Source organism: Sulfitobacter sp. 1A13679 (assembly GCF_043557115.1).
Lineage (GTDB): Bacteria > Pseudomonadota > Alphaproteobacteria > Rhodobacterales > Rhodobacteraceae > Sulfitobacter > Sulfitobacter faviae.
This window is the reverse complement of record NZ_JBIFFO010000008.1, coordinates 128,607-154,734: the sequence shown is the minus strand read 5'-3', so window position 1 is coordinate 154,734 and position 26,128 is coordinate 128,607. Positions and strand designations below refer to the sequence as shown.

Below are 26,128 nucleotides of genomic sequence, written 5' to 3'. Positions count from 1 at the left end.
CAACCTCAACGGAACATAGACAAGAACATAGACAAGGCGGCGGAATGGGAAACGAACTGATGCAGGGCAAGCGCGGGCTCATCATGGGGCTGGCGAATGACAAATCCATCGCATGGGGCGTGGCCAAGGCTCTGGCCGATGCGGGGGCGGAACTTGCTTTTTCCTACCAAGGCGAAGCGCTGAAGAAACGCGTAGGCCCGCTGGCCGAGCAGCTTGGCAGCGACATCGTTCTGCCCTGCGACGTGGGCGATGAAGCGTCGATTGATGCGTTGTTCGAGAGCCTGAAAGAACGCTGGGGTGAGTTGGATTTCATCGTGCACGCCATCGGCTTTTCCGACAAGGGCGAGCTGCGGGGCCGCTACGTTGACACCAGCCGCGGCAATTTCGCCATGTCGATGGACATCTCCGTCTACTCCTTCACCGCCGTGATGCAGCGCGCCGAGAAGATGATGTCGCCCGGGGCAAGCGCGCTGACGCTGACCTACTACGGCGCCGAGAAGGTGATGCCGCATTACAATGTCATGGGCGTGGCCAAGGCGGCGCTGGAAGCGAGCGTAAAATACCTCGCCGAAGATCTGGGCAAGGACGGCATCCGCGTCAACGCGATCTCGGCGGGGCCGATCAAGACGCTGGCGGCTTCCGGCATCGGCGACTTCCGCTACATCATGAAATGGAACGAGTACAACTCGCCCCTGCGCCGCAACGTCACCACCGAGGACGTGGGCAAGGCCGCGCTGTTTTTGCTGTCGGATCTGGGCAGCGGCACCACGGGCGAGAACCTGCATGTCGACGCGGGCTATCACGTCGTCGGTATGAAGGCGGTTGACGCGCCCGACATGTCCAAGAAATAAGCCGCCCAAATCAATTCGCGCGGGTGCCCGCGCCAGCTGCTGCAAAGGACCACCATGACCAAATCCAAGGACGCCTCGCGCCTGCCCCATGAAAAGGGCTTTCACATCTCCTGGGATCAGATCCACCGCGACAGCCGCGCGCTGGCGTGGCGGCTGGACGGTCTGGGCCCCGACGATGGCGCTTGGCGTGCGGTCGTGGCAATCACCCGCGGCGGCATGGCGCCCGCGATGATCGTCGCGCGCGAGCTCGACATCCGCACCGTCGACACGATCTCGGTCATGTCCTACCACTCGGGCGGCGGGGCCGCCGACCAGCGCCGCGAGGCGAAGGTGCTGAAATCCCCCGACGCCGAGATGATGGGCGACGGCACCGGCATCCTGATCGTCGACGACCTTGTCGATAGCGGCAAGACCATCGAACTGGTGCGCGAGCTTTACCCGCAGGCGCATTTCGCCACCGTCTATGCCAAGCCCGAGGGCGAGCCGCAGGTCGATACTTTCATCACTGGCGTGAGCCAGGACACATGGATCTTCTTCCCGTGGGACATGGCCCTGCAATATGTCGAGCCCTACCGCGGCAAGGACTGACCGGCCCCGCGCCACCTGCCCTGCCCCTATCTGACCGGATACCTCCATGACGCTTCCGCGCACCGCCACCACATTCTTCCCCCCGGTGATGGAGGCGCGGCGCTGGCTCGACGGGGTCGACTTCCCGCCCGACCGCCCGCTTATTAACGTGAGCCAAGCCGCCCCCGTCGATCCGCCCCCCGAAGGGCTGCGCCGTGCGATGGCCGAGGTCACGCTGAACAACGATGAGGCGCATCTCTACGGGCCAGTGCTGGGCCTGCCGGAACTGCGCGCCGAACTGGCGCGGCAAACGGCCGAGAAATACGCGGGCGTGGTGACCGACGAACAGGTCTGCATCACCTCCGGCTGCAACCAGGCTTTCGCCGCCGCCATCGCCACGCTCTGCGGTGAAGGCGACGAGGTCATCATCCCGACGCCCTGGTACTTCAATCACAAGATGTGGCTTGACATGAGCGGCGTCACGGCGGTGCCACTGCCCGTCGAGGCCGACATGCTGCCCGACCCCGAAAAAGCCGCGGCAGCCGTCACCCCGCGCACCCGCGCCATCGCGCTGGTCACGCCCAACAACCCCGGCGGCGTGGAATATCCCGCGGCTCTGGTACAGGAATTCTTCGAACTGGCCCGCCGCCACGGCATTGCGCTGATCCTTGATGAGACCTACCGCGACTTCCACAGCCGCCCCGGCGCGCCGCATGCGCTGTTCCGCGACCCCGATTGGCATGACACGCTCATTCACCTCTATTCCTTCTCCAAAGCCTACCGCCTGACCGGCCACCGCGTCGGCGCGCTGATCGCCAGCCGCGCACGGTTGGCCGAGGTCGAGAAGTTCCTCGACACCGTCGCCATCTGCCCCGCGCAGATCGGCCAGCACGGCGCGCTTTGGGGGATGCAGAACCTCAGCGTATGGCTCGCCGAAGAACGCGAGGAAATCCTCGCCCGCCGCGCCGCAATTGCCGACCTGATGCCCCGGCTCGAACCGCTGGGCTGGGAGCTTCTGGGGCTGGGCGGCTACTTCGCCTATATGCGCCACCCCTTCGAGCTCTCCTCGGCCGATCTGGCGCGCGATCTGGTACGAGACGCGGGCGTGCTCTGCCTGCCCGGCACGATGTTCCAGCCCGAGGGCGACGCGCGCGGCGAAAGCCAGCTGCGCATCGCCTTTGCCAACCTCGACGCCGCCGGTCTGAAGGTGCTTTTCGACAGGCTTGCAGCCCTGCCACGCAACGCATAGACAGGTCCGAAATCAACGAGGGACCTTGTCATGGCCAAAAAGGGCTTCAGCTTTTCGAAAACCGCCGTCTGGGCCTTGATGGCCCTTTTGATCTTGGGTCTGGGCGGCTTTGGCGCGATCAACCTCAGCGGCAATCTGCGCAGCATCGGCACCGTGGGCGACAAGTCGATCTCGGTCGATCAATATGCCCGCCAGTTGCAGCAGGAAATCCGCGCGATCGAAGCGCAAACGGGGGAAAGCCTGCCCTTCGCCCGCGCCCAAGAGATGGGGCTGGACCGCGCCGTCCTGCAACGGATCGTGCGCAACCGCGCGTTGGACCATGAGGCCGACCAGATGGGCATCTCCATCGGGGACGCCACCCTGCGCGATGAGATCGTGGCAATCTCGGCCTTCCAAGGGATCGACGGCAACTTTGACCGCGAAGGCTATCGCTTTGCCCTTCAGCAAAGCGGGATGAGCGAGGCCGAGTTCGAACGCTCGATCCGCGAAGAAGCCGCGCGTGGCCTGCTCCAACGCGCCATTCTGGGCGGCGTCTCCATGCCCGACACCTATGCCCGCACGCTGGTCGATTACGTTGCCGAAGAGCGCAGCTTCACTTGGGCCCGGCTGAGCGAGGATGACCTCGACGTGCCCCTGCCCGCCGCCACCGAAGACGAATTGCGCGCCTATTACGACGCCAACACCGATGACTTCATGCTGCCCGCCAGCAAAAGCATCACCTACGCTTGGCTCGCTCCCGAAGACCTGCTGGACGAAGTCGAAGTGCCCGAAGAAGAACTGCGCGCCGAATATGACGCCCGCAGCGACGAATACGACCAGCCCGAGCGGCGTTTGGTCGAACGTCTGGTCTTTGCCGATCAGGAGGCCGCAGACCGCGCCGCCGCAGCGCTTGAGGTCGACGGCACCACTTTCGAGGCGCTGGTCGAAGAGCGCGGCTTGGCCTTGGCGGATGTCGATCTCGGCGATGTCGCAAAATCCGATCTTGATGATGCAGCCGATGCGGTCTTTGCCGCCGAAAGCGGTGACATCGTTGGCCCGCTGCCCAGCTCGCTCGGGCCGGCCCTGTTCCGCGTAAACGCCATCCTTCCCGCGCAGCATGTGCCTTTCGAAGAGGCCCGTGACGTGCTGGAAGAGACCCTCGCCATCTCCCGCGCCACCCGCGCTGTCGAGGCCCGTGCGCAAGAGATTGACGACCAGCTTGCCGGGGCTGCCACGCTCGAAGAATTGGCCCAAGAGACCAAGATGCGCCTTGGCACCATCGATTGGACCCAAGACAGCAGCGAGGGCATCGCCGCCTATGGCGCCTTCCGCGAGGCCGCGGCGGGGCTGAGCGCGAATGACTTCCCGCAGATCGACCAACTCGAAGACGGCGGCATCTTTGCCATGCGTCTGGATGAGACCAAAGACGCGCGCCCCGAACCTTTCGAAGAGGCCCGCGACGCCGTTGAGACCGCATGGCGCAACGCTCAGATCGTCGAGGCGCTGACCGAAAAGGCCGAGAGCCTGACCGAGACGCTGGCCGAAGAAGGGGGTTTTGAAGCCGCCGGTCTTTCGCCCCAGCTTGGCGAAGGGCTAACCCGCAGCTCCTATGTCGACGGCACGCCGGACGATTTCATGGATCAGGTCTTTGACCTCGACGAAGGCGGTGTGGCCGTCCTGCCCGCAGGCGATAGCGTCGTGGTTCTGCGCCTTGATGCCGTGACACCGGCAGGCGAAGACGACCAGACCCAAGCGCTGATGGACCGCCTCTCGCAGCAGTTGGATCAGGCGCTGGCCCAAGGTCTTTTCGATATCTACAGCAATGCCGTCATGCGCGAAGCCGATCCCCAGATCGACCAGCGCGCGGTCAATGCCGTGCATGTGAACTTTCCCTGATAGGCAATTTTGATGGCCCTGACCCCGGATTTCGACACTTTCGCCCGCGCCTATGAAGCGGGCGAAAACCAGATCGTCTACACCCGCCTTGCCGCCGACCTCGACACACCCGTTTCATTGATGCTCAAACTCACCGGCGCGGCGGAGAATGCCTTTGTGCTGGAATCCGTCACCGGCGGGGACGTACGCGGGCGGTATTCGATCATTGGCATGAAGCCCGACTTGATCTGGCGTTGCAGGGGGAAGACCGCTGCCCTCAACCGTGCCGCCCGTTATGATGCGGATGCCTTCGAGGATATGCCCGGCGACCCGCTGGACCGTCTGCGCGACGTGATCGCGGAATCGCGGATCACCCTGCCCGACGATCTGCCGCAAGCCGCCGCCGGGCTTTTCGGCTACCTCGGCTATGACATGATCCGGCTGGTGGAACATCTGCCCAATGTGAACCCCGACCCTCTGGGCCTGCCCGACGCCGTGATGGTGCGCCCTTCGGTCGTCGCAGTCCTCGACGGGGTCAAAGGCGAGGTGACCATCGTCTCCCCCGCTTGGGTGTCCGAGGGCCAAACCGCCCGCGCGGCCTATGCCCAAGCCGCCGAGCGGGTCATGGACGCCGTGCGCGATCTGGAACGCGCCATGCCGCAGACCTCCCGCAATTTGGGAGAGGCCGAAGACGCGCCGGAGCCGGTCAGCAATTTCACCCGTGAGGGCTATAAATCCGCCGTGGAAAAGGCGCGCGACTATATCAAGGCGGGCGATATCTTTCAGGTGGTGCCAAGCCAGCGGTGGGCCCAAGGTTTCACCCAACCGCCCTTCGCGCTCTACCGCAGCTTGCGGCGCACCAACCCCTCGCCCTTCATGTTCTATTTCAACTTCGGCGGCTTCCATGTGGTGGGTGCCAGCCCCGAAATCCTCGTGCGGGTATTCGGCAACGAAGTGACCATCCGACCCATTGCAGGCACCCGAAAACGTGGTGCTACGCCGGAGGAGGATCGCGCGCTGGAAGCCGATTTGCTTAGCGACCCCAAGGAGTTGGCGGAACACCTGATGCTTCTGGACTTGGGCCGCAACGACGTGGGCCGGGTCGCAAAGATCGGTAGCGTGCGCCCGACGGAAGAGTTCATCGTCGAGCGTTACAGCCACGTCATGCACATCGTCTCCAACGTGGTGGGCGAGTTGAAAGAGGGCAAGGACGCGCTCGACGCCTTTTTTGCCGGAATGCCTGCCGGCACCGTTTCCGGCGCGCCAAAGGTTCGCGCGATGGAGATCATCGACGAGTTGGAGCCTGAGAAACGCGGCGTCTATGGCGGCGGCGTGGGCTACTTCAGCGCGGGCGGCGACATGGACATGTGTATCGCCCTGCGCACCGCCGTGGTGAAGGACGAAACGCTCTATATCCAAGCAGGCGGCGGCGTGGTCTATGACAGCGATCCCGAGGCCGAATTCATGGAAACCGTGCATAAATCCGGCGCAATCCGCCGCGCGGCTGCGGATGCGTCGCGGTTCGGTGGCAAGGGCAACGGCTGACCATGGCCCCCCGCGCGCCCTTCCAGATCGCGGGGCATTCCGTCGCGCCCGGCAGCAGCCTTGCCGTTGATCTGCCCGTCTCGATCCTGCCGGACCACACGCCGGTGTATCTGTCGCTGGAAATCTTCCACGGCAAACGGCCCGGGCCGACGATGTTCGTCTCAGCAGCGGTGCATGGGGATGAGGTGATCGGCGTCGAGATCCTGCGCCGCCTGTTGCGCACGCCGCAACTCTCGGCGCTACGCGGCACGCTCATAGTCGTGCCTGTCGTGAACTCCTTCGGCTTCCTGAACCGCTCGCGCTACCTGCCCGACCGCCGTGATCTGAACCGCTGCTTCCCCGGCTCGCCCACCGGCAGCCTCGGCGCGCGGCTGGCGCATATCTTTTTGCAAGAGGTGGTGCTGCGCTGCGACTTCGGCATCGACCTGCATTCGGCAGCAATTCATCGCACGAACCTGCCGCAAGTGCGCGTCTCTCCGGCGGATAAGGTGACCCAGAAAATGGCGCTGGATTTCGGCGCGCCGGTGGTGCTGACCTCCCCCCTGCGCGACGGATCGCTGCGCGCGGTCGCCGCGAAACAAGGCACGCCGATCCTGCTCTACGAGGCGGGCGAAGGGCTGCGCTTTGACGAGATGGCCGTGCGTGCGGGGCTTGCTGGCATCCTGCGCGTGATGCGCGGCCAAGAAATGCTGCCCGCCAAGGGCATCGCCCGCGCTCGCAGCGCGCCCTATATCTGCACCGCTTCCCATTGGCTGCGCGCCCCCGCAGGCGGCCTGCTGCGCACCTTCCGGGCCGAGGGGGAAACCGTCGCCGAGGGCGATCTTCTGGCCATCGTCTCAGACCCTTTCGGCAAAGAGGAGGCCGAGCTTCTGGCCGATGCGCCCGGCATTCTCATCGGGCGGGCGATGCTGCCCATCGTTAACGAAGGCGATGCGGTCTTTCACCTTGCCAAACTCGGCCCCCGCGCGGCGGAGGCGACGGTGGATGAACTCGCCAGCCAGTTGGAGGAAGACCCGCTCTTCGACGAAGACGAGATCATCTAGCGCCAAGGCGCGCGCCGCGCCGGGTCATTCCTCGCGCAGCAGCACCGCCGAGATCGGGACCAAGGCCACATCGCTCGCGCGGTCTTGCAGCCCCCAGAGCAACAGGGCGGAGACGGTATCGGGGCGCAGGCGGCCCAGCATGATCACAGCACCCTCCTGCCCCGCTTTGAAAGCCGCTTGATCCAGAAAACGCCGGATCACCCGGGCCGATTGGTCTTTGCTGTCGAAATCGCGAAACACCGGATCGGCAGGCACACCCGCCTTGCGCGCCAGCTTGGGCATGGTGTTAAGCCCCTTGTCCTGCGTCACCAACCCGTGGCCTGATTGCGCGAGAATATCGGTCACCTGATCGGCCAGCGCGCGGCTGCCTTGAAAGCCGCTTTCGGTGCCTTCCAACACCCCCACCACCGGGCCAATCTGGTCGAGCGTGGCGCCAAATGTAGTCTCGGCATCGCTGGGCTGCGCGCCCTGCGGCAGGTCGACCATGGCCAAGACCTCGAACCCAGCCTCGCGGTAGGTTTCCACCCGCTCGGCGGCATCCGGCAGGGTGCTATCGACGGCGAAACTCAGCGGATAGGGAAAGCTGCGCAATGCGGCCAACCCGGCGCTGCCTGCGGTGACCGAGGTGCCATCGTCGATCAGCACCACGCTCATCAGCGGCTTGCCCTCAGGCAGGTCGCTCGGGAGGCTGTTGACCACCACAGGGCGCGGGTCCTCGTTCACGATTTCGTCAGCTTCAGCGGGCTCTGCCACCACCTCTGCACCGGGGCGGTTGATCACGACGCCTGTGTCTCGCTCGGTCAGGCTGGTCGCTGGTGTGCCGATGGCCGGGCGACTGTCGGCTTCAGTTTCAGCAGGCTCTGGGGTGGCTTCGGTAACCTCCGGCTCTTCCAGCGGCGCGGGGCTTGTCCCCTCGATGTTCTCCGGCTCAGGCACCGGGGAAGACAGGTCAGCTTCAGCGGTCTCCCCCTCACCGCGAGGCACGTCTTCGATCGCTCCGGCTTCAGCCTCCGGCTGTTCAACCACGACCTCCTCCGCCGGCAGGGTGATCGCCTCCTCCTCCTCGACCTCCGGCGCGGCCATGCCCTGCGGCGCGTCAAAGGCCCCTTCGATATCCGCCACATCCGGCGCGGGCGGCTGCGCGGGTTCGGTGCTGATCGAAAGCTCATCCGCCGCAGGCGGGGCATCCGGCGCTGCGGCCTGCGGATTGGGCAGCACAGGCTCTTCCGCGCCGGGCGACATCGGCGTCTGCCCCTCGGGAGCCGCGGGGGTGCTGAGCCCCTCGGCACCCCCGGTTTCAGGCAGACTGGCCGAGGTCTGCGTGTCGGGGTCAAGCGCGGCGAGGCTGTCTTGCTGCGGCACATCTGCGCGCGGCGCGGGGGCGTTCAACACCGGCGCGCTATCGCGGCTGCGCCCCTGCTCGCCTGCGTCCGTCACATTGATCCGCGCCGGGGCGGGGCCGGATCCGGGCGCATCGCCAACCTGCGGCGGCAGCGGCAAAGGCATCATCAGCGACACCGCACCGGCCACACCGATGCTTGCCACACCGCCCCAAATCAGCCCGCTCAGAACTCCGCGTGCCATCTGCGCTACTCCTGCTGTCTGCGCCATGGCCAGAAAGCCCGGCGTTCCCCTCAATTGGCTTGCCCCAAACTCTTGACGATGGAGTTCAAGCCTGAACATGTATGCGAAAACCTATACCGCGCTCCGGCGCGGTTTCTCCAGTCCTAATACAAAGAAATGCCTGCCTGTGCTGCTGCTCATCGATAACTACGACAGCTTTACCTATAACTTGGTCCACTATCTGGGCAGCCTCGGGGCGGATGTGCAGGTGCACCGCAACGACGCGCTCAGCGTGGGCGAAGCGATGGCCATGAACCCCGCCGGTATCCTGCTGTCTCCCGGCCCCTGCGACCCCGACCAAGCGGGAATTTGCCTAGAGCTGACCCATGCCGCTGCTGCCGCGCGCGTGCCGCTTCTCGGGGTCTGCCTTGGCCATCAAACGCTTGGCCAAGCCTTTGGCGGAAAGGTCGTGCGCGCGGATGATATCGTGCATGGTAAACTGGGCCAGATGCAGCACGACGGGCGCGGCGTTTTCGCCGGGCTCCCCTCGCCCTTCGGGGCCACGCGCTATCACTCGCTGGTGGTCGAACGCGCGAGCCTGCCCGACTGCCTTGAGATTACCGCAGCGCTTGAAGACGGCACCATCATGGGCCTGCAACACCGGGAGTTGCCCCTGCACGGCGTGCAATTCCACCCGGAATCGATCCGGTCCGAGCATGGCCACGCCCTGCTGCAAAACTTCCTGAACGAGATGAAGGTCCCGGCATGAGTAGCGCGCTGAAACCCCTGCTGGATGCCGCCGCGAACGGGCCGCTGACCTCGGATCAGGCCGTTGAAGCCTTTGAAATTCTGTTCGAGGGCGAAGCGACCCCCAGCCAGATCGGCGGGTTCCTCATGGCGCTGCGCACACGCGGGGAGACGGTCACCGAATATGCCGCCGCGGCACAGGTCATGCGCAGCAAATGCAACGCCGTCCGCGCGCCCGAAGGCGCGATCGACATCGTTGGTACCGGCGGTGACGGCAAGGGCACGCTGAACATCTCAACCGCCGCCGCCTTCGTGGCCGCGGGCGCAGGCGCTGTCGTGGCGAAACACGGCAACCGCAACCTCAGTTCGAAATCAGGTGCTTCCGACGCGCTGTCGCAGCTGGGGATCAACGTCATGGTCGGCCCCGCGGTGGTCGAGCGTGAATTGGCCGAAGCTGGCATCGGTTTCATGATGGCGCCCATGCACCACCCCGCCGTCGCCCATGTCATGCCGACCCGGTCCGAGCTTGGCACCCGCACGATTTTTAACATCCTCGGGCCGCTGACCAATCCGGCAGGGGTCAAACGGCAGCTGACCGGCGCCTATACCCGCGATCTGATTGAACCGATGGCGCTGACACTCAAGCAGCTCGGTTCGGAAAAAGCATGGCTGGTGCATGGCTCCGATGGCACGGATGAGCTGACCATCACCGGCGTCAGTTGGGTCGCAGCACTGGAAGACGGTGTCGTCAACCTGCGCGAATTGCACCCCGAAGACGCGGGCCTCCCGGTCCATCCGTTCGAAGCTATCGCCGGGGGTGAGCCCGCCGAAAACACCAAACATTTCAAGGCGCTCCTGGACGGAGTTCCATCAGGCTACCGCGACGCTGTGTTGCTGAACGCAGCCTCTGCTTTGGTAGTGGCCGACGTGGCCCCGGATCTGAAAACCGGCGTCGAGATGGCCCGCGAAAGCATCGACAGCGGCGCGGCGCGTGACCGGATCGAAAAAGTGGCGCGGATCAGCCAGTCGGCATGACGCCACCGAGCCTCACTGCCCTCGGCGAATGGGCCGAACTGCCCTTTTTCGCCGAGGATTGGCCGCGCATAGCAGAGCGGCTCGCCGCAGAGACGCGGGAGGTTTTGCCGCCCGCCCCGCAGATATTCGCAGCACTTGAGCATCTGCAACCGTCGGCTTTGGAGGTGGTGATCCTTGGTCAAGACCCCTATCCGACTCCCGGCCATGCCCATGGCTACGCCTTCTCGGCCGAGCCGGATGTGCGCCCCATTCCCCGCTCCCTTGTCAATATCTTCAAGGAGTTAGACGCCGATCTTGGCGCATCACCGCAAGACCCAGACCTGCGGTTCTGGGCCGATCAAGGGGTTCTGCTGCTTAACAGCGTGCTGACCGTTCCGGCGGGCTGCGCGCATGGGCACGCGAGGCTCGGATGGCAAAGGTTAACCGCTCAGGTGCTCAACCGTCTTTCTGATCGCCCCCGCGCCTACCTGCTTTGGGGGGCGCATGCGCAAAAGGCGGCGGCAGAGGTCGATCCGGCGCGCAACCTGAAGATAGAGACGCCGCACCCTTCACCGCTATCTGCAAGGCGCGGCTTCTTCGGCTCACGCCCCTTCAGCCGCGTGAATGACTGGTTGCAGGGCCAAGGCAAGCCCGGCATACATTGGACAAAGCCGTGAGGAAGCCATGACCGCCACAATTCTTGAAAAAATCAAAGCCTACAAGCTGGACGAAATTGCCGCTGCCAAGGCCGAAAAATCGCAAGCAGAGGTCGAAGCTGCGGCCCGCGCCGCCCCGCCAGTCCGCCCCTTCGCGCAGAGCTTGCACAAAGCCTCCCGCGAAGGCTACGGCCTGATCGCCGAGATCAAAAAAGCCAGCCCCTCCAAAGGTTTGATCCGCGAAGATTTCGAACCCGCCGCCCTCGCCCGCGCCTATGCCGCAGGCGGCGCGACCTGCCTCTCGGTCCTTACCGACACCCCGAGTTTTCAAGGCGCGAAGGAATTCCTCGTCGAAGCCCGCGCCGAATGCGATCTGCCGGTCCTGCGCAAGGATTTCCTTTACGATCCCTATCAGGTCGCCGAAGCGCGCAGCCTTGGTGCCGACTGCATCCTGATCATTATGGCCTCCGTCTCTGACGCGCAGGCCGCGGAACTTGAGCAAGCCGCTGATGAATGGGGCATGGACGCGCTGATCGAGGTTCATGACGCGGAAGAACTGGCCCGGGCTGAAAAGCTCAACAGCCGCATGATCGGGATTAATAACCGTAACCTCAATACCTTCGAGACCTCTCTTGATGTGACGCGTCAACTGTCAGAGGCCGTCCCCCACGACCGTATGCTGGTTTGTGAATCCGGCCTCTACACCCCCGCCGATCTTGCTGATATGGCAATCTACGGCGCGCGCTGTTTCCTCATCGGCGAAAGCCTGATGCGCCAGCAAGATGTCGAACAGGCCACCCGCGATCTGCTCACAAACCCGCTCGTTCCCGGAGGGATGTAATGGCGCTCACCCATTTCGACGCCGAGGGCGACGCCCATATGGTCGATGTCTCGGAGAAAGCCGTGACTTCGCGGGTGGCCAAGGCTGAAAGCTACATCAAGATGGCGCCGGAAACCCTTGATATCATTACTGAAGGGCGCGCTAAGAAGGGTGATGTTCTGGGGGTCGCAAGGCTTGCCGGGATCATGGCGGCCAAACGGACGGCAGACCTGATCCCGCTTTGCCATCCTCTGCCGATCACCAAGGTGAGCGTCGATCTGACTCCCGACGCCGCACTGCCCGGCATTCGCATTCTCGCCACTGTCAAAACCACTGGCCAAACCGGGGTTGAGATGGAGGCCCTAACCGCGGCCTCCGTTACCGCTCTCACCGTCTATGACATGGCCAAAGCCGTGGATAAAGCGATGGAGATTGGCGGCACGCGGGTCGTTCTAAAAGATGGCGGCAAATCAGGCCGTTACGAGGCGACATGATCAGCGTCGAAGCGGCTTTGGAAGCCGTCCTGAACCTTGTTGCACCTCTGGAAACCGAAGAAGTCGCCCTTCGCGCCGCCAATGGCCGTGTCTTGTCGCAGCCCGTGCGCGCGCAGCGCAGCCAGCCGCCCTTCGCCGCCTCATCTATGGACGGCTACGCCCTGCGCCGCGCCGAAGTCGAAGCGGATGCGATGTTCAAAGTCGTCGGCGAAGCCGCGGCTGGCCATGGCTACGCGGGCAGCCTGCGGGCCGGACAAGCCGTGCGCATTTTCACCGGCGCGCCGGTGCCGGAAGGCGCCGATTTCGTGGTGATCCAAGAAGATGTGACCCGGCGGGGCGACCTTATCACCCTCGGCCACAGTATTGATGACAAAGACAATATTCGCCCTGCCGGCGGAGACTTCACCAAAGGCGAAGACCTAACCGCTCCGCGCGTTCTGCGCCCCGCCGATGTGGCGCTCCTCGCTGCGATGAACGTGGCACAGGTGCCCGTCACCCGCAAACCCATCATCGCGATCCTCGCCACGGGGGATGAATTGGTGCAGCCCGGTGAAAGCCCCGGCCCCGACCAGATCATCGCCTCCAATAGCTACGGCCTCGCCGCGATGTTCGAAGAGGCGGGCGCCGAAGTGCGCATGCTGCCTATCGCGCGGGACACGACAGCGTCGCTTAAACAGGCCTTCGCCCTGGCCCGCGGCGCGGATCTGATCGTCACCGTCGGCGGCGCGTCGGTGGGTGATCATGACCTCATCGCGCCCGTGGCGGCTGAGCTTGGCATGGAGCAATCATTTTACAAGGTCGCGATGCGGCCCGGCAAGCCGTTGATGGCAGGCAAAATCGGCGATGCCGCGATGATCGGGCTGCCGGGAAACCCCGTTTCTGCAATGGTTTGCGGTGCGATCTTCGTGTTGCCGATGCTGCGGCGCATGCTTGGGCTGACCGAAGTCCATGCTGTCATGTCCGAAGCCCCCCTTGGGCGCGAGATTGGCCCGAATGGGCCGCGTGCACATTACATGCGCGCCCATCTTCGGGATGGCGCACTCCACCCGGATGATCGGCAGGATTCGTCTCTTCTATCCGTGCTCGCGCAGGCCGATGCGCTGATGATCCGCCCGCCTAATGAACCGGCGCGCAAGGCGGGCGATTTGCAAAAGTACATCTTGATTTAACGCCAACCCACGGTTGACACAAAACAAGAACATCCCTAGAACAAAAGCAATAAAAGCTTCAGGGGCCGCGCGATGCTGACCAAAAAACAACTCGATCTGCTTTCTTTCATCCACCAGCGCGTGCAGCGCGACGGCGTGCCGCCCAGCTTTGATGAGATGAAATTGGCGCTCGACTTGCGGTCGAAATCCGGCATCCACCGGCTGATCACAGCGTTGGAGGAGCGTGGCTTTATCCGGCGCCTTGCCCATCGTGCCCGTGCGATCGAGGTGGTCAAATTGCCCGAAAGCCTTGGGGGTGCGCCCGGTTTCGCCCCCCGCGTGATCGACGGGGACCGGCCCGACGCGCCGCCGCCGCCTGCGGCGCAACCGGTCACGCCGCATCACGCGTTCGATGTGCCGGTCATGGGCCGGATCGCTGCCGGTGTCCCGATTGAGGCGATCTCCCAAGTTTCCCATAGCGTCACGGTGCCCGGCGGGATGATCGCCGGTCAGGGGGAGCATTACGCCCTCGAAGTGCGCGGGGACTCGATGATCGAGGCGGGTATTAACGATGGCGATATCGTGGTGATCCGTGAAACCTCCGTCGCCGATAATGGTGATATCGTGGTGGCCTTGGTCGAAGATCAGGAAGCGACGCTGAAGCGTTTCCGCAGACAAGGGTCTTCGGTGGCTTTGGAAGCCGCCAACGCCGCCTATGAAACGCGGGTCCTGCCTTCGGACAAGGTGAAGGTTCAGGGGCGACTGGTCGGGTTGATCCGCACTTACTGACTCTGCGGGCGGCTGTTCCACAAGCGTGTCCCGGCGCGGTCTTTCGCGGTGGTGACTTCCCAACCCTGCGCCGATTTATTGAGCGCGATTGCGCCGGTTTCCCGCAGGCGCAAGGGATCGTAGACTTGGCAGCCCCAATCTCGGGCGATCGCCATATCAACGGATGCAACCACGACTTCGTCGGGTTGGCAGCCGCTGAAGGCGGCGACCGCCCGTTTTCCTGACAGATGGATGATACCCTCCTCTTGGCCCGCCCATCTTTGGGCGGCCACGGCTTGATCCGCGCCGTCGCCATCATTCTCCAACCAATTGCGCGCGACGAAACCTGCGGCTTTGTCTTTGCTGAGCGCCCTGCCCGCCGGGGTCATGACGCCCACGAGCGTTCCCGTGTCGGCGACAAGCACGTCCGGGCGTGTGGTTCCTTGCCAGAGGGCGAAAGACAGCACGATCGCGGGCAGGCCGAACCAACGTACATGACCTTGCCACAGGACGAGCCAGAGAAACCCGAGTGACAGGAGCGGCAGCACCCATCCCCCCGGCCCCGGCACGAAGCTGCGCGCGCCGGGCAGATGTGCCACTACATCCGCGACCGATAGGATCCACTCAAGGCCCAGACCCATCGCCCAAAGCGGTATTCCTTCACCGCCGAAGGGCGCAAGGATCGCCGCCAGCACGGCGGCGGGGATGACCAAGACCCCCATCAAGGGGACCGAGAGCAGGTTCGCGACCAATCCGTAATGCGCGATCGTGTTGAAATGCGCGGCGGATATGGGCGCGGTGGCGATGCCCGCCACGGCCGAAGAGATCACCACCGCGGCGACGGGGCGGAGGCGTTTGGGAATGACCTCACCTTCGAAATCGCGGATCCAGGCAAAGACGGCGACAAGCGCCGTGGTCGCGGCGAATGACATCTGAAACCCCGGCCCCATCAGCGCCTCTGGCCGCAGGGTCAGGACGATAATGCCCGCGATGGCGACCGCGCGCAGAGAGATCGCCCGCCGCCCGATCATCAGGGCGCATAGTGCCACGGCACACATGACATAGGCCCGCTCGGTCGCGACATTTCCGCCCGACAGCGCGAGGTATCCGGTGGCGGCGATCAGAGCGGCCCCCGCGGCGATGCTTCGGCTTGGCCAACGGGTGGCGGTGACCGGATGCAACGCGAGAAGCAGGCGCGCTGCGCCGAAGACAACTCCGCTGAGCAACCCCATATGCAGGCCCGAGATCGCCAATAGATGCGCCAAATTACTGCTGCGCAGGTCTTGCAGGGCATCTTGCGAAATGGCGCTGCGGTCGCCGGTGGTGATGGCGGCGGCGAAACCGCCGATATCGCCGGGAAGATGGGCGCGCACCCGCGCGGAGGCGGCCATGCGCAATCGGAAAAGGATCAACGCGATGCCCCCTTCCACAGGGTCCGCCATGCCCAAAAGCGGCACGCGGGTGTAGCCCACCGCGCCCAACTCGGCAAACCAAGCATGGCGCTGAAAATCAAAGCCGCCCGGCTCGACCGGGCCTGCGGGGGGTGACAGATGCGCCGTGGTCATCACCTGCATGCCGGGCCGTGGCGTAATTGCGGCGGGGAGCGTCGAATGGAGTGAGACGCGCACCCGGGGCGGCGTGCGCGCGGGCGGCACCCGGTCCAACCGGACCTGATCGAGCGTCACGCGCGGCGCGTCGGACTGGCTTCGGTCAAGCGCCACGACACGCCCCTCGACCGGGCCATAGTAACGCCAGCCGAGAACCGGGGCTGCCACCGAATGCGCCCGAAACGCCGCCAGCAGCACTCCCAGCAAGACCAAAGCCGCGGCGACAGCAAAGGGGGCCGTGACCTCAGGCAGCGCCCGCGCGACGACCGCCAGCACGACCACGACACCTGCGACCGCCGCCAGCATCACCCCCGAAGGCTCTGCCCGCAGCGAAAAATACCAGCCGATCCCCAAGGCGAGGCAGACCGGCACCCAGCAAAACAGATGCCCGCGCTGGCGCAGCATCACGGCGCTGAACTGGTTCCAAAGGCCCATGCTTGCCCCCGCGGATCGCACTGGGTAGACAGGCGTCAAATCCTAGGACCGGGATGGTTACCAATTGGTAAACGCCGCTCCGAACAGCATATCTCTGACCGAAAGGCCCTCCGCCATGAACGCCCCTGTTGTGACCCGTTTCGCCCCTTCTCCCACCGGGTTCCTGCATATCGGCGGGGCGCGGACCGCCCTGTTCAACTGGCTCTATGCCCGTGGCCGGGGGGGTAAATTCCTGCTGCGCATCGAAGACACCGACCGCGCGCGTTCCACCCCCGAAGCGACGGCGGCGATTCTTCAGGGCATGTCGTGGCTCGGCCTCGACCACGATGGCGAGATCGTGAGCCAGTTCGAAAATGCCCCGCGCCACGCGGAAGTCGCGCAGGAACTGCTGGCCGCCGGCAAAGCCTATAAGTGCTTCGCCAGCCAAGAAGAAATCGCCGCCTTTCGCGAGGCGGCCAAGGCCGAAGGGCGCAGCACGCTCTATCGCTCCCCTTGGCGGGATGCCGATCCGGCGAGCCACCCGGACGCGCCTTACGTCATCCGCATCAAGGCGCCGCTGGAAGGCACTACCGTGATCCGCGATCAGGTGCAGGGCGATGTCACCATCCGCAACGACCAGCTCGACGATATGATCCTGCTGCGCTCGGACGGCACGCCGGTCTATATGCTGGCCGTGGTGGTGGACGATCACGACATGGGCGTGACCCATGTGGTGCGCGGCGACGATCACCTCAACAACGCCGCCCGCCAGATGATGATCTATGAGGCGATGAGCTGGGACGTGCCGGTTTGGGCGCATATCCCGCTGATTCACGGCGCGGATGGCAAGAAGCTGTCGAAACGTCACGGCGCCTTGGGTGCGCAGGAATATCAGGTGATGGGCTATCCTGCGGCGGGCATGCGCAACTACCTCGCCCGTCTGGGCTGGAGCCATGGGGATGACGAATTCTTTACCGATGCACAGGCGCAGGAATGGTTCGATCTGGACGGGATCCGCAAAAGCCCCGCGCAGTTTGACCTGAAAAAGCTGGAAAACCTCTGCGGTCAGCATATCGCACAGGCCGATGATGCCGCACTGCGGCGCGAGATTGAAGCCTATCTTGAAGCGGCAGGAGAGCCCGCGCTGACCGAAGGTCAGGCCGAGGCGTTGGAACGGGCGATGTACTGTCTGAAAGATCGCGCGAAGAAATTCCCCGAACTGCTTGAAAAAGCGGCCTTTGTCTTGGCCGAACGTCCGATCACCCCGGATGAGAAAGCGGCAAAGAATCTCGATACGGTATCCCGTGGCATACTGTCGGAATTGACGCCGCAATTGCAAAATGCTAGCTGGAACAAAGAAACGCTGGAGGAGGTACTGAACGGCTTTGCTGCCGCGCATGACACCAAATTTGGCAAGCTGGCGGGGCCGCTTCGGGCGGCCTTGGCTGGCAGGGCAGTCACCCCATCGGTTTTTGACATGATGTTGGTGCTGGGGCGCGATGAGACCCTTGCCCGACTGACGGACGCCGCGGCCTAAGTTTTGGTTCACCACTTCTTTGGGCGGCAGGTATAACTGAACGGGACAGCCCCATATGGGGCTAGGCCCAGACGGCGGGGGCATCTCCGCAGCCTACATTCGGGAAGGGATTTCATGACCAATAACAATAAAACCGCAACGCTGACGATCGACGATCAAAGCTTCGATCTGCCGATTCACAGCCCCACTGACGGGCCCGATGTTGTCGATATCCGCAAGCTCTATGGGCAGGCGGGTGTCTTTACCTATGACCCGGGCTTCACCTCGACCGCGGCTTGCGACAGCACGATCACTTTCATTGATGGTGACAAAGGCGTGCTGCTGCACCGGGGCTACCCGATTGAGCAGCTGGCCTCGAAGTCGCATTACCTCGAAGTCTGCTACCTGCTGCTTTATGGTGAGTTGCCCTCCCCCAAGGCGCTGGAAGATTTCGAGTGCTTGGTGACCAACCACACCATGCTGCACGAGCAGATGATGAACTTCTTCCGCGGTTTCCGTCGCGATGCGCATCCGATGGCGATCATGGTGGGCGTGGTTGGCGCGATGTCGGCCTTCTACCACGACAGCACCGACATCAACGATGAGCACCAGCGCGAGGTCGCAACGATCCGCCTGATCGCCAAGATGCCGACGATCGCGGCGATGGCCTATAAATACACCATCGGCCAGCCTTTCGTCTATCCGCGCAACGATCTCGACTATGCTTCGAATTTCCTGCGCATGTGCTTTGCCGTTCCGGCCGAAGAGCATGAGGTCAACCCGATCCTCAGCCGCGCGATGGACCGGATCTTTACGCTCCACGCCGATCACGAGCAGAACGCCTCGACCTCGACCGTGCGCTTGGCGTCGTCTTCCGGTGCGAACCCCTTCGCCTGTATCGCCGCTGGCATTGCCTGCCTCTGGGGCCCGGCGCATGGTGGCGCGAACCAAGCCTGCCTTGAGATGCTCAAGGAGATCGGCACGCCAGATCGCATCCCAGAGTTCATCGCCCGCGCCAAGGACAAGAACGACCCCTTCCGCCTGATGGGCTTTGGCCACCGCGTCTACAAGAACCACGACCCGCGCGCGACCGTGATGAAGGAAAGCGCCGACGAGGTTCTCGAACTGCTGGGCGTGGAGAACAACCCGATCCTCCAGGTCGCGAAGGAGTTGGAGAAAGCCGCGCTGGAGGATCCGTATTTCGCGGAGAAGAAGCTTTTCCCGAACGTGGATTTCTATTCTGGCATCATCCTCGAAGCGATGGGCTTTCCCACGTCGATGTTCACCCCGATCTTCGCGTTGGCGCGGACCGTGGGCTGGATCTCCCAGTGGAAAGAGCAGATCAGCGATCCGCAGCTCAAAATCGGCCGTCCGCGTCAGCTCTACCTCGGCGAGGACAAGCGCGACTACGTCGATATCGAGAACCGCTGAAGCGACCTTCAGACACCATGCAAACGCCCCGGATTTCCGGGGCGTTTCGCGTTTCTCCCGCCAGTTTTTGCAATACCGCTGATTGAGTTTGTTGACCCTAGGGCAACAATGGCGGCGCCGGCGGGGCAACTGATTCCGCGCGCCCGAATCGCGAAAACCGGTGCCCTTATATGCGCTGTCAGCAATGGCGTGAAAAATCAGTGAATGTTTCCAAGCGCTTTGCCAGAATCGAAACACCGGAGCAGAAAATACGGCCAAATTGCGGCACTGTTTCGCACCTCGTGACAATGCCCCCGCCCCGCTTGACGGGATTCCCCCCGCGGCGGTAGCCTCCTTTCACGATGTCTTTTCGGGGTGGGAAGGGCATCATTGTCGCACTGCCGAAGGGGTTCGCTCTTTGGCAGTCCGGTTGGCGTCCACCCCATTGTAGACGCCCAGCAGTACAGCCGGGCCGCGACGAGAGGATGCAGGATGACCGCAACGGACCGGACCAAAGGGCTTCGCTGGGACTGCGCCACCGGTCTGACGCCTGCGAAGGCCGAAGACGGCCCCGGCCCTCAGGGTGCGCTCGTCCCCGATACATTGCATGACTGCGACCAGATCGCCGTGGTCTATGACAAGGGCCAGACCCCGCCGCGCATCACCATCGCGCAGGTCTCGAACTCGGTCCATACGGTTTTGGCGGATGGCGTCGCTGTGGCGGTGGTGGCGCGGGCCAATGGCCCGGCGCCTTCGGCCAGCGATGTGCTGCTGGTTGAGCGAAGCTGCTAGCGCTCAGCGCCCCTGAAACTTGGGGCTGCGCTTTTGGGTAAAGGCTGTCACCCCCTCGGCAAAGTCCTGCGACTTGCCGCAGCGGCCCTGCGCTTGGACCTCCAGCGAGAGTTGATCCTCAAGCCCGTTGTCCCATGACGCGCGGATCGCCTTCTTGGCCTCGGCATAGGCAGCGGTCGGGCCGGCGGCCAATTGCGCGGCCTTGGCGCGCCAATGGGCATCGAACTCCGCATCCGGGACGGCCTGCCAAATCATCCCCCAGTCGTCAGCCTGACGGGCGGTGATCTTATCGGCGAAGAGGGCCGCCCCCATTGCCTTGGCCATGCCCATCTGCCGGGGCAGCGCATAGGTGCCGCCCGCGTCAGGGATCAGGCCAATGCGGGTGAAAGCCTGCATGAAATAGGCGCTCTCGCTCGCAAAGACGACATCGGCGGCCAGTGCGATATTTGCCCCTGCCCCTGCCGCCGGGCCGTTCACGGCGGCGATGGTCGGCACCGGGCAGTTTATGATGGCGCGCAGCAGCGGCGCATATTCTTCGCGCAGCGTTTTCTCCAGATCGGCCACGCCGCCCGCCCGGTCGGCCAAGTCTTGGCCCGAGCAAAAGGCACGCCCCGCCCCCGTCAGAACCACGACCCGCGCCGCACGCCCCCCCTCGGTCACCGCATGGGTCAGCTCTGCCCGCATCTGCGTGGTGAGCGCGTTCATCTTATCGGCGCGGTTCAGCGTGATCAGCGCGACATCGTCGGTCAGCGCATAGGTGATCGTTTCATAGTCCATCTTGCTATCCTCGATTGCTTGGCCGCAGCATATCAAAGCAATGTGCCGCTGCCAGTGCAACGGGGCGTCAGCGGTCGAGAATATCGCGCAGGCGGGCTTCTTCCTCTGCCGAGAGGGGCGCTTCGCTTGGGGTTTTGCTGCGGGCGCGGCCGCGCAGATAGATCGCGCCCAGCCCCCCGGCCAGCAAGAGCATCAGCGGCCCCGCCCCCCAGAGCAGCCAATTGGCCCCCGTCGCCTGCGGGTTCAGCAGGACATATTCACCGTATCGGTCGACGATGAAATCCACCGCCTCCTCATCGCTGTCGCCCGCTACCAGCCGCTCGCGCAGCAAGATACGCAGGTCACGCGCAAGGCTCGCGTTGCTCTCATCAATGCTCTCGTTCCGGCAGACAAGGCAGCGCAGACCTTGGCTCAACTCCCGCGCGCGGGCCTCCAACGCGGGATCGTCGAGCACTTCGTCAGGCTGCACCGCCCAGAGGGGGCTGGCGAGCAGGGTCAAGATCAGCAGCAGCCGTTTCATTCCGCGGGCACCCCCGCCGGTTGCTTGCGCGCACCCGCCGCGACCCGAAAGCGGCGGTCGCTGAGGCTCAGCACCCCGCCAAGCGCCATGAGCGCGCAGCCGATCCAAATCCAATTGGTCATCGGCTTGATATAGGTCCGCACCGCCCAACCGCCGCCGTCCTGCGCATCGCCGATCACCACATAGACGTCGCGGGCGAGGTTATAGTCGATCGCCGCCTCGGTCGTGGGCATCTGCGCCACGGGGTAGAACCGCTTTTCAGGCCGCAGGGTCGAGATCACCGCGCCGTCCTGCGCCAGCGTAATCTCGGCCATGGTGCTGAGGTAGTTCGGCCCCCGAACCTCACTCACATCCCGCAGGGTCAGCGTGTAGCTGCCCACGTCAAAAGGCTCACCAATCCGGGCCACGCGGATGTCATCCACGGCCCAAGCCATTAGCCCCGCGATCCCGGCCATGGTGACGCCCAGCCCGCCATGCGCGGTGGCCTTGCCCCAATCCGCACGCGGCAGGCGGCGCATCCGGCGCAGCTTGCCCGGGCCGCGCCCAAGACGCTGCATCGCATCCACCACGGTGCCCATCACCAGCCACGCCCCAAGGAACAGGCCCACAGGCCCCAGCAGGCCGCGCCCGGTCTGCATGGCAAAGGCCAGCCCCCCAAGCGCCAGCGCCAGCAGGAAGGCATAGCGCAGCGGGTAGAGCGCGCGCATGATCTTGGCACGTTTCCATGGCATCGCGCTGCCAACCGGCAGGATCAGCCCGAGCGCTACCATGAAAGGGGTAAACGCGGCGTTAAAGAACGGCGGGCCGACGCTGAGTTTCCGGTCCAAAAACATCTCAGCCACCAGCGGCCACATGGTGCCCACGAAGACCACGAAACAGGCCACTGCGAGCAGCAAGTTGTTCACCACGAGGGCCGTCTCGCGGCTCAGCAGGCCAAAGACGCCTTTCGCCTCCAGCGCCGAGGCACGCAGCGAATAGAGCACCAGCGCACCGCCGGTAAAGACGCCCAGAATGGCCAGAATAAAGACCCCGCGTTCGGGGTCATTGGCGAAGGCATGGACGGAAGTCAGCAGGCCAGAGCGCACGATGAAAGTTCCGATTAGCGAAAAGCCGAAGGCGAGGATGGCCAGCAGGATGGTCCAGCTTTTCAGGCTCTCGCGTTTCTCGACCACAATGGCCGAATGCAGCAGCGCCGCCGCCAAAAGCCAAGGCATGAAGGAGGCGTTCTCGACCGGATCCCAAAACCAAAAACCGCCCCAGCCAAGCTCATAATAGGCCCACCAAGACCCAAGTGCGATGCCGATGGTCAGAAACACCCAAGCCGCCAGCGTCCAAGGCCGCACCCACCGGCCCCAAGCCGCATCCACGCGCCCCTCAATCAGCGCCGCCACGGCAAAGCTGAAGGCCATGCTGAGACCGACATATCCGAGATAGAGAAACGGCGGGTGGAAGGCCAAACCGGGATCTTGCAAGAGCGGATTCAGGTCTTGGCCGTCAAAGGGCGGCGTGCCCATGCGCAGAAAGGGGTTCGAGGTGAAAAGGATGAACGCCAGAAAGGCCACTCCAATCGCCGCCTGTACCGAGAGCACCCGCGCGCGCAGGCGCGGCGGCAGGTTGCCGCCAAACCACGCGGCCATCGCCCCGAAAAGCGCCACGATCAACACCCAAAGCAGCATCGACCCTTCGTGATTGCCCCAGGTGCCGCTGATTTTATAGAGCATCGGCTTGGCGGAATGGCTGTTGGCCACGACCAGTTGCAGGCTGAAATCCGAGGTGACGAATGCCCACATCAGCGCGCCAAAGGACAGGGCGATCAGGATGAATTGCGCCGCCGCCGCCGGCTCGGCCACCGCCATCCAGCCCGCACGGCCCCGCCAAGCGCCCCACATCGGCACCACCATCTGTACAAGCGCCACGCCAAAGGCGAGCACAAGCGCGAAATGTCCAAGCTCTGTAATCATGGGCCGGACTATAGGGGGCCGACGCCCCCTAAGCCATGGCAAATCAAACGTGAAAAACGGTCAATCGGTCGCAGTCAGCCCCGGCTGCGACGCCAGGCTTCAAGGGCCGCATTCTCCGACGGCGCGACCGCAGCGAGGGCCAGACGGCTGTCGGCACCGGTGGCGGCCACCTGAGGGCTATCGGCGCGCATCTCGCGCAAAGTCTCGATATTCTCGACCACCTGCGGCACTCGGGCGATGGTGCCAACGATGGCCCGCTGAAACTCCTGCGATTTCACCTGCTGCCGCGCGCCGAAATAGAAAGAGACGATCACCCCCAACAACCACCAAAGCGGCTCAGGCACCAAGGCGATGCCCTGCATCCGTTCGGCGAACCATAGCGGATTGACCATGGCGGTGACGAACAGGCCGAGCGTGCCGAGCGCCAGCATCGGGCGCGGCAGCCGGTTGACCCCATCCATGAAGCGGTCAAAGCCACCTTGCCGCGCTTGCGCGAACTCGGCCCCATATTGCACCATGGCTTGGCCCTGCACCGCATGGGCGCGCTGCGCCCCGGCCTCGGCATTCTCGCGGAACACTTCGACCGTGTCGCGGATGACGTTCCGCTCACCGCCGAAGATTGTCGTGAAGATACGTTCGATCAGCCCCATTGTGCCATCCTCCGTGCGAAATCGGCCTCGCTCATGTGATACCGCGGCGCGATGAACTCCTCCGCGCGCCGGATCCAACCGCCCTTGCCGCCTGCCCGGCTGCGCGCGTATTTGCGGCTCGCGGGGCGGCGGTCGGCAAGGCGGAAGTAGTAGTTGCGCCGCGCGATGCCGTAAGCATCCACCAGATGATCCGGGGCGGCCTGCCAGGCGGCATGGGCGGCGCGGATCGTCTGCGGGCCGATCACCCCGTCAACGGTGATATCCTGCCCCATCTCGCGCAGCAAGTTTTGCAGGATTTTCACCGCGTTGCTGCCAGCGTTGACATACATGTCGAAGACGCTCGGCTGCAAAGGTGCGGGCAGTTCGGCGATGCGCGGCGCATTAAAGTAGTGCCGGACAAAGATATCCACCGCCTGCGCGCGGCCAAGGCGGCGCACATCCGCCACATCGACCGCCCCATCGCCGGTAAGGTCCAGCCCCAAGCGGCGCATGGTATGGATCGTCACCCCGTATTTCGTCGCCCCGCCGGGGTCATCGGGGTCATTCACAAAGCCGCCCTCGCGGGCGACGATGGCGCTGGCGATCTCACGCACGGACTGCATCGCGGCTCTCCTGTTTTGCATGCAAACAGGCTCCGCCGGATTGGTTAAGAGATGCTCAGGCCCCCGCGCGTTGCGCAGCCATTACCCTTCGGATTCGCGATAAACACCCTGCTCTTTCAGCGCGTCCGTCACTTCCTTGGGCATGTAGGTCTCATCATGCTTTGCAAGGATTTCAGTGGCTTCGAACACGCCGCCGACATAGCTGCCGGTGCCGACCATGCCTTGGTTCTCTTCAAAAAGATCGGGCAAAACGCCCGTGAAAACCACCGGGACAGAGGCCCCGCCATCGGTCACGGCAAAGCTTATCTGCTCCCCCTGCCCGCGCTTCAGCGACCCTTCTTCGACCAGCCCGCCGATGCGGAACACCTCTGACGGGCCGGGCGGCTCGGCGATGACTTGGCTTGGGGCGCGGAAATAGTTGATCCCGTCGCGCAGCGCATAGCCGATCAGTGCGGTCGACAGGACCAAGGCCACCGCCGCCACGGCGATGATCTGGATCCGGCGCTGTTTCTTGAGGCTCTTCATGGGAAGAGCGGGGCCATCATTAGCCCGTCAGTTTCCGGCAGTCCCAGCATCAGGTTCGCGTTTTGCAAGGCTTGCCCGCTGGAGCCTTTGGTCAGATTATCCAGCGCCGCGACCACCGTTGCCCGCCCAGTCTGACGGTCGGCCACCACGCCGATATGACAGAAGTTCGAGCCGCGCACATGCCGCGTGCTGGGCGCCTCGCCGAAGGGCAGCACCTCGATAAAGGGTTCATCGGCATAGGCTTTTTGCATTGTCTCATAGATCACCTGCGCATCACCTTTGACATAGCAGGTCGCCAGAATGCCGCGGTTCGCAGGCACCAGATGCGGGGTGAACTGCACCTGCACGGGCCGCCCGGCGAGGGCCGAAAACTCCTGATCGAACTCCCCAAGATGCCGGTGTGTGCTGCCAAGCGCATAGCCGTGATAGCCCTCGCTCAACTCCGCATGAAGCAGGTTCTCCTTGAGCGAGCGCCCTGCCCCGGAGACGGCGCATTTCAGGTCCAGAATGATATCGTCCAGATCGATCACCCCCGCCGCGATCAGCGGGCGCAGGGCAAACTGCCCCGTGGCCGCATTGCAGCCCGTCCCCGCCACCAGCCGCGCGGCGGCAATCTCTTCGCGGTAGAATTCGGTGAGGCCGTAGACCGCCTCTTTCTGCTGCTCAAGCGCGGCATGCTCATTGCCGTACCACTTGGCATAATCCTCAGGGTCGCGCAGGCGGAAGTCGGCGGAAAGGTCGACGATCTTCAGATCTTTCGGCAGCGCCGCGATCACCTCTTGGCTGGTCTTATGGGGCAATGCGCAAAAGCACAGATCAATCTGCGAAAAGTCGATTTCATCAATCGTGACCAATGTGGGCAGATCGAGATGGCGCAGATGGGGAAAGACCTCGGCCATGGTCTGGCCCGCTTTGGAATTTGCGCCCAAAGCCTTGATCTGCATAGAAGAATGGCCAGCGATCAGCCGGATGAGTTCTGCCCCGGTATAGCCGGAGGCGCCAAGAATGGCGATGTTCTGGGTCATGGTCTGTCCC

Annotated in this window: 25 protein-coding genes; 16 read left to right on the top strand and 9 right to left on the bottom strand. The window is 63.9% G+C overall.

Going from position 1 to position 26,128, the window contains the following annotated elements:
• The first annotated feature begins 44 nt into the window (after positions 1 to 44).
• Genes fabI through ACGYLA_RS08640 form a run of 6 tightly spaced genes read left to right on the top strand, consistent with a single transcriptional unit; the run spans position 45 to position 7,109 of the window.
• Positions 45 to 851, top strand: coding sequence for an enoyl-ACP reductase FabI (gene fabI, locus ACGYLA_RS08665; RefSeq protein WP_394431878.1), 807 nt, complete (start codon positions 45 to 47; stop codon positions 849 to 851).
• A 54-nt stretch (positions 852 to 905) separates the two neighbouring features.
• A complete protein-coding gene (gpt, locus tag ACGYLA_RS08660; protein WP_067261592.1) occupies positions 906 to 1,439 on the top strand; it encodes a xanthine phosphoribosyltransferase in 534 nt (177 codons plus the stop codon).
• A 46-nt stretch (positions 1,440 to 1,485) separates the two neighbouring features.
• Positions 1,486 to 2,667 carry an aminotransferase gene (locus ACGYLA_RS08655; RefSeq protein WP_394431876.1) on the top strand — a complete coding sequence of 394 codons (1,182 nt, stop codon included), beginning with the start codon at positions 1,486 to 1,488 and terminating at the stop codon, positions 2,665 to 2,667.
• 30 nt (positions 2,668 to 2,697) lie between these two features.
• Positions 2,698 to 4,542 carry a peptidyl-prolyl cis-trans isomerase gene (locus tag ACGYLA_RS08650; RefSeq protein ID WP_394431874.1) on the top strand — a complete coding sequence of 615 codons (1,845 nt, stop codon included), beginning with the start codon at positions 2,698 to 2,700 and terminating at the stop codon, positions 4,540 to 4,542.
• A gap of 12 nt (positions 4,543 to 4,554) precedes the next feature.
• Positions 4,555 to 6,066 carry an anthranilate synthase component I gene (gene trpE / locus ACGYLA_RS08645; protein WP_394431872.1) on the top strand — a complete coding sequence of 504 codons (1,512 nt, stop codon included), beginning with the start codon at positions 4,555 to 4,557 and terminating at the stop codon, positions 6,064 to 6,066.
• Positions 6,067 to 6,068: 2 nt separating this feature from the next.
• On the top strand, positions 6,069 to 7,109 hold the full coding sequence (locus tag ACGYLA_RS08640; RefSeq protein WP_394431870.1) for a succinylglutamate desuccinylase/aspartoacylase family protein: 1,041 nt from the start codon (positions 6,069 to 6,071) through the stop codon (positions 7,107 to 7,109).
• Positions 7,110 to 7,133: 24 nt separating this feature from the next.
• On the opposite strand, the gene ACGYLA_RS08635 is transcribed toward ACGYLA_RS08640, so the two are convergent.
• Positions 7,134 to 8,693, bottom strand: a complete 1,560-nt coding sequence (locus ACGYLA_RS08635; RefSeq protein WP_394431868.1) for a divergent polysaccharide deacetylase family protein — start codon at positions 8,691 to 8,693, stop codon at positions 7,134 to 7,136.
• Positions 8,694 to 8,859: 166 nt separating this feature from the next.
• Between ACGYLA_RS08635 and ACGYLA_RS08630 the strand changes: the two genes are divergently transcribed.
• The 7 genes from ACGYLA_RS08630 (at position 8,860) to lexA (ending at position 14,340) form a co-directional block, all read left to right on the top strand.
• Entirely contained in the window at positions 8,860 to 9,441 is a 582-nt protein-coding gene (locus ACGYLA_RS08630) for an anthranilate synthase component II (protein WP_394402659.1), read from the top strand.
• The gene (gene trpD, locus ACGYLA_RS08625; protein WP_271691441.1) at positions 9,438 to 10,454 is read left to right on the top strand and encodes an anthranilate phosphoribosyltransferase; all 1,017 of its coding nucleotides are present in this window, start codon (positions 9,438 to 9,440) and stop codon (positions 10,452 to 10,454) included. Before ACGYLA_RS08630 ends, trpD begins: the two co-directional genes overlap by 4 nt.
• Positions 10,451 to 11,110 (top strand): uracil-DNA glycosylase, encoded by a 660-nt coding sequence (locus tag ACGYLA_RS08620; protein WP_394431865.1) that lies wholly within the window; start codon positions 10,451 to 10,453, stop codon positions 11,108 to 11,110. Before trpD ends, ACGYLA_RS08620 begins: the two co-directional genes overlap by 4 nt.
• A gap of 7 nt (positions 11,111 to 11,117) precedes the next feature.
• Positions 11,118 to 11,930, top strand: coding sequence for an indole-3-glycerol phosphate synthase TrpC (gene trpC, locus ACGYLA_RS08615; protein WP_394431863.1), 813 nt, complete (start codon positions 11,118 to 11,120; stop codon positions 11,928 to 11,930).
• A complete protein-coding gene (moaC, locus tag ACGYLA_RS08610; protein ID WP_394431861.1) occupies positions 11,930 to 12,403 on the top strand; it encodes a cyclic pyranopterin monophosphate synthase MoaC in 474 nt (157 codons plus the stop codon). The genes trpC and moaC overlap by 1 nt, the downstream gene beginning before the upstream one ends.
• Positions 12,400 to 13,572, top strand: a complete 1,173-nt coding sequence (gene glp / locus ACGYLA_RS08605; protein ID WP_394431859.1) for a gephyrin-like molybdotransferase Glp — start codon at positions 12,400 to 12,402, stop codon at positions 13,570 to 13,572. The genes moaC and glp overlap by 4 nt, the downstream gene beginning before the upstream one ends.
• Before the next feature lie 72 nt (positions 13,573 to 13,644).
• Complete coding sequence (gene lexA / locus ACGYLA_RS08600; protein WP_394431857.1) at positions 13,645 to 14,340, top strand: transcriptional repressor LexA; 696 nt, start codon at positions 13,645 to 13,647, stop codon at positions 14,338 to 14,340.
• Here the strand turns inward: lexA and ACGYLA_RS08595 are convergent.
• On the bottom strand, positions 14,334 to 16,361 hold the full coding sequence (locus ACGYLA_RS08595; protein ID WP_394431855.1) for a ComEC/Rec2 family competence protein: 2,028 nt from the start codon (positions 16,359 to 16,361) through the stop codon (positions 14,334 to 14,336). The two genes, lexA and ACGYLA_RS08595, sit on opposite strands and share 7 nt — an antisense overlap.
• Before the next feature lie 115 nt (positions 16,362 to 16,476).
• Here ACGYLA_RS08595 and gltX point away from each other — a divergent pair, with 115 nt between their 5' ends.
• The 3 genes from gltX (at position 16,477) to ACGYLA_RS08580 (ending at position 20,058) form a co-directional block, all read left to right on the top strand.
• Entirely contained in the window at positions 16,477 to 17,877 is a 1,401-nt protein-coding gene (gltX, locus tag ACGYLA_RS08590) for a glutamate--tRNA ligase (RefSeq protein WP_394431853.1), read from the top strand.
• A 114-nt stretch (positions 17,878 to 17,991) separates the two neighbouring features.
• A complete protein-coding gene (locus ACGYLA_RS08585; protein WP_271691449.1) occupies positions 17,992 to 19,287 on the top strand; it encodes a citrate synthase in 1,296 nt (431 codons plus the stop codon).
• Between the two features lie 471 nt (positions 19,288 to 19,758).
• Positions 19,759 to 20,058, top strand: a complete 300-nt coding sequence (locus tag ACGYLA_RS08580) for a hypothetical protein (RefSeq protein WP_394431851.1) — start codon at positions 19,759 to 19,761, stop codon at positions 20,056 to 20,058.
• Between the two features lie 3 nt (positions 20,059 to 20,061).
• Here ACGYLA_RS08580 and ACGYLA_RS08575 read toward each other — a convergent pair whose 3' ends face one another.
• From ACGYLA_RS08575 to argC, 7 genes are all read right to left on the bottom strand, one after another.
• Positions 20,062 to 20,835: an enoyl-CoA hydratase-related protein gene (locus ACGYLA_RS08575; protein ID WP_394431849.1), complete on the bottom strand. Its 774-nt coding sequence runs from the start codon at positions 20,833 to 20,835 to the stop codon at positions 20,062 to 20,064.
• 67 nt (positions 20,836 to 20,902) lie between these two features.
• A complete protein-coding gene (locus ACGYLA_RS08570; protein WP_394431847.1) occupies positions 20,903 to 21,355 on the bottom strand; it encodes a cytochrome c-type biogenesis protein CcmH in 453 nt (150 codons plus the stop codon).
• Entirely contained in the window at positions 21,352 to 23,316 is a 1,965-nt protein-coding gene (locus ACGYLA_RS08565; RefSeq protein WP_394431845.1) for a heme lyase CcmF/NrfE family subunit, read from the bottom strand. Before ACGYLA_RS08565 ends, ACGYLA_RS08570 begins: the two co-directional genes overlap by 4 nt.
• A 74-nt stretch (positions 23,317 to 23,390) precedes the next feature.
• Entirely contained in the window at positions 23,391 to 23,966 is a 576-nt protein-coding gene (locus tag ACGYLA_RS08560; protein ID WP_394431843.1) for a holin family protein, read from the bottom strand.
• Entirely contained in the window at positions 23,957 to 24,568 is a 612-nt protein-coding gene (locus ACGYLA_RS08555; protein ID WP_394431893.1) for a holin-associated N-acetylmuramidase, read from the bottom strand. Before ACGYLA_RS08555 ends, ACGYLA_RS08560 begins: the two co-directional genes overlap by 10 nt.
• Positions 24,569 to 24,649: 81 nt before the next feature.
• Positions 24,650 to 25,093 carry a cytochrome c maturation protein CcmE gene (gene ccmE, locus ACGYLA_RS08550; protein WP_394412449.1) on the bottom strand — a complete coding sequence of 148 codons (444 nt, stop codon included), beginning with the start codon at positions 25,091 to 25,093 and terminating at the stop codon, positions 24,650 to 24,652.
• Entirely contained in the window at positions 25,090 to 26,118 is a 1,029-nt protein-coding gene (gene argC / locus ACGYLA_RS08545; RefSeq protein WP_394431841.1) for an N-acetyl-gamma-glutamyl-phosphate reductase, read from the bottom strand. The genes ccmE and argC overlap by 4 nt, the downstream gene beginning before the upstream one ends.
• Positions 26,119 to 26,128 lie beyond the last annotated feature (10 nt).